The organism is Streptomyces phytophilus, assembly GCF_013870535.1.
In the GTDB taxonomy this organism is placed as follows: Bacteria; Actinomycetota; Actinomycetes; order Streptomycetales; family Streptomycetaceae; genus Streptomyces; species Streptomyces phytophilus.
Genome location: NZ_JACBXC010000634.1, coordinates 1 through 3,468 on the forward strand (window position 1 = coordinate 1; position 3,468 = coordinate 3,468).

At 71.3% G+C, this 3,468-nt stretch carries 3 protein-coding genes; 1 reads left to right on the forward strand and 2 read right to left on the reverse strand.

The genetic code is table 11. The features are described from left to right. On the forward strand, positions 1-858 hold an 858-nt coding region (locus tag H5J30_RS22660), incomplete at its 5' end, for a lysophospholipid acyltransferase family protein (protein ID WP_181789227.1). Positions 859-896: 38 nt separating this feature from the next. Here the strand turns inward: H5J30_RS22660 and H5J30_RS22665 are convergent. Next, entirely contained in the window at positions 897-2,099 is a 1,203-nt protein-coding gene (locus H5J30_RS22665; RefSeq protein ID WP_181789228.1) for a DUF5667 domain-containing protein, read from the reverse strand. A 240-nt stretch (positions 2,100-2,339) separates the two neighbouring features. After that, the gene (locus H5J30_RS22670; protein WP_181789229.1) at positions 2,340-3,146 is read right to left on the reverse strand and encodes an ECF subfamily RNA polymerase sigma factor, BldN family; all 807 of its coding nucleotides are present in this window, start codon (positions 3,144-3,146) and stop codon (positions 2,340-2,342) included. Between the last annotated feature and the right edge of the window lie 322 nt (positions 3,147-3,468).

Genomic DNA, 3,468 nt, shown 5'->3' on the forward strand with positions numbered 1-3,468 from the left:
CTGCCGCGCCTCCTGGGCGGCGGCTGGGAGCGCAAGGCCACCGACGCGCTGGGCTTCCTGCGGCGGCGGCTGACGGGCGACTACGAGGTCGACGAGTTCGGCTACGACGCGGAGCTGACCGACCAGGTGCTCGTGCCGCTCTTCCGGCCGGTCTTCGAGAAGTACTTCCGGGTGACGGTCAAGGGCGTCGAGAACATCCCCGACACCGGTGGCGCGCTCGTCGTCTGCAACCACTCCGGCGTGGTGCCCTGGGACGGGCTGATGGCCCAGGTCGCCGTCCACGACCACCACCCCGCCGGCCGCCATCTGCGGCTGCTCGCGGCCGACCTGGTGTTCATGCTGCCGTTCGTCAACCAGCTGGCCCGCAAGGGCGGGCACACGCTGGCCTGCGCCGACGACGCGGCGCGGCTGCTTGCGCGGGGCGAGGTCGTCGGCGTGATGCCGGAGGGCTTCAAGGGCATCGGCAAGCCGTTCGCCGACCGCTACAAGCTGCAGCGCTTCGGCCGCGGCGGCTTCGTCTCGACGGCGCTGCGGGCGGGGGCGCCGATCGTGCCGTGCTCGATCGTCGGGGCCGAGGAGATCTATCCGATGATCGGCAACGCCAGGACGGTGGCGCGGCTGCTGGGGCTGCCGTACTTCCCGGTGACGCCGACGTTCCCGTGGCTGGGTGCGCTGGGGGCCGTACCGCTGCCGACGAAGTGGACGATCGAGTTCGGCGAGCCGATCCCCACGGACGGCTATCCGCCGGAGGCGGCGGACGACCCCATGCTGATGTTCAACCTGACCGACCAGGTGCGCGAGACGATCCAGCACACGCTGTACAAGCTGCTCGTCGAGCGGCGGTCGGTCTTCTTCTGACCACCCCTGGCCGCTGCTTCCCGTCTACTCCTCGTCGTCTACTCGTCGTCGCCGAAGTCGAGGCCCAGGTCGGGCAGCGGCAGCAGGGGCGGGAGGGTGATCTCCGGCTTCTTCTTGCCGGGCTCCTGCTCCGGGGGAGTGGAGCTGCCGCCCGTCTCCTGGCCGCCCGGCTCGTCCTCGTCCGGCAGGACGCCGCCGATGAGGCCGTCCTCGCCGACCAGGCCGCCCTCCTGGGTGGCGCTGGGCTTCGGCTCGCCGTCGTCGCCGACCTCGCCGTCGGCCGTGGCCGTGGACGACGGGGCGGGCTCGGCCGGGTCGGTGTCGGTGCGGCCGCCGCCGGTGCTCGCGGTGCCCGGTGCGCTGCCGCTGGGGGAGGTGTCGTCCTCCGGGCCGGGCAGCAGGGAGGACAGCGGGGCGACGTCCTCCTTTATGGCGTCGAACACCGAGCTGACCTCGTCGCCCAGCTCGCCCAGCTCGGCGGGGAGCCGGTCGCGCAGCTGCTGCCAACTGCGCTCGTTCTTCTGCGAGAAGGTGGAGAGGGTCTGCATGGGGCCGAGCGAGCCGTCCTCGTCGTACGCGCCGCGCAGCAGCTTGCGGCCCTCGCCGGCGTCGTGCCGTACGTTGTCGAGGGCTTCGCGGACCTCGTTCATCGACTCGGTGTCGAGGTCGCCTGCGCGGCCCCGCTCCATGAGGCGCCGCGCCTCGTTCAGCCGCGTGGACGCCTGGTCGAGGTAGATGCGACCGCGCTCGGTGTCGCCGTCGGCCATGCCGCGGCGCAGGTCTTCCATGCCGCGCTTGAGGCCGTAGAGGGTGTCGCCCGGGAGGGCGTCGGAGCTGACCGCGGCGGCGGCGCTGAACGCGCCGGTCGCGACGCCGACCCCGACGCCGCCGATGGCCACGCCGCGGGAGAGGCGGGACTGCGGGCGCAGCCGGGACAGCGGGCCCGCCGCGCGGTGGGCGCCGCGCTTGCGGGGCGCGGGAACCAGCGGGGCTTCGGTGCTCTCGGCGGTGTCCTCGGCGAGCATCGCCTCCATGGCGGCGATGAGCTGGGTCCGCTGGACGGTCTTGACCTCGGGGTCGAGGGTCGGACCCGGCACCGAGGCGAGCTGTCCCGCGAGGCCCAGCAGCCTGGCCTGCTCGGGATCTGCCGCCAGGGCCTCCGCCTGCTGCGCCCGAGACTCCTCATCAAGGGCCTGGGCGAAGGCGTTCGCCCGCCGGTGTGCCGATACGGATCCGATCACGGACGGCACCTCCTGTCGACTCGGGGTCTCTGTGTGGGACTCCCTATCCCGCCCCCGGCGTTGTACTCCTTGACCCATTTCACTCGAAGGAGTGAGTCAAGGTGGACAAGCCGCGGCCGGAGAAGCCCTGCTACCCGCTCAACGACGGGCAGGGCAGTCGGGTTACGCGGTGGCGTTGATACTACTTCGACCGGCGGAGGTGCCCCGGGTATCGGAACGGTCAAGGGGGATCGCTTCCCGTCAGCGGGCGTCGTCGGGCAGCAGGCGGGCGAGGGTGCGTACGGCCCGGTACTGCAGCGTCTTGATCGCGCCTTCGTTCTTGCCCATCACCTTGGCGGTCTCGGCCACCGACAGCCCCTGGAGGAAGCGGAGGGTCACGCACTCCTGCTGCTGCGGGTTGAGCTTGCGGACGGTCTCCAGCAGCGCGGTGTTGGACAGCGACTCCAGTACGGAGTCCTCGGGGCTGCGCTCGGTCTCGCTGGGGTCCAGCATCTCGCCGGTGGTGACCTCCAGGCGGAACCGGCTGGACTTGAAGTGGTCCGCGACCAGGTTGCGCGCGATCGTCACCAGCCAGGCGCCGAAGTCGCGGCCCTGCCAGGTGAAGGTACCGATCCGGCGCAGGGCGCGCAGGAAGGTCTCCGAGGTGAGGTCCTCGGCCGTGGCCCGGCCGCCGACGCGGTAGTAGATGTAGCGGTAGACGGTGTCGGCGTACTGGTCGTAGAGCCGGCCGAACGCCTCGGTCTCGCCGGACTGGGCGCGCTCGACCAGGTCCATCATGCGGCGGCTGTCGCCGGTCGAGGGCTGCGGCTGCCTGGTCTGCCTGCCGCTGCGTTCGCGGGTGCCCGCGCCGCCGCCCTGCCGACGTCTGCTGCCGACCGCGGCGCTGCCGTCGGTGAGGGCGTAGGCGGGGCCTGCGACCTGGCCGGCGGCGGGACTGGCGGCGGGGCCGGCGACGGCCAGGGCGGGCGAGAAGAGGCGCAGTTGCTCGATCACCTGCGCGCGCAGCGTAGCCAGACCTGAGGCGTCAACCCCGACGTATGGGTACACGGGACTCCCAGAGGCAGTGCTTCCATCACGTTCAGTGCGGGACCGTTGACCGACGTAGGTATGCGCGGGCACCGGATTGCGTCTGAGGAGAATAACGCTTCGTGTCGGGCGCGCTACCTCCAGTTGCTCAAATCACCGTTTCCGTCCGATCCATAGCCTATTGACGACTCCTCAAGTATCGGCCGTCGGATTGAGTTTGATCGGTAAGTGACACGAACTGCCTGGTTCACGGGCGTGTTGTGTGTTTCCCGGAGGAATCGGTCACGGGTACGCTGTCGGCGCCCCGTTGACCGCGGGGCCGGGGCACCGGCCGGGGGGTGGG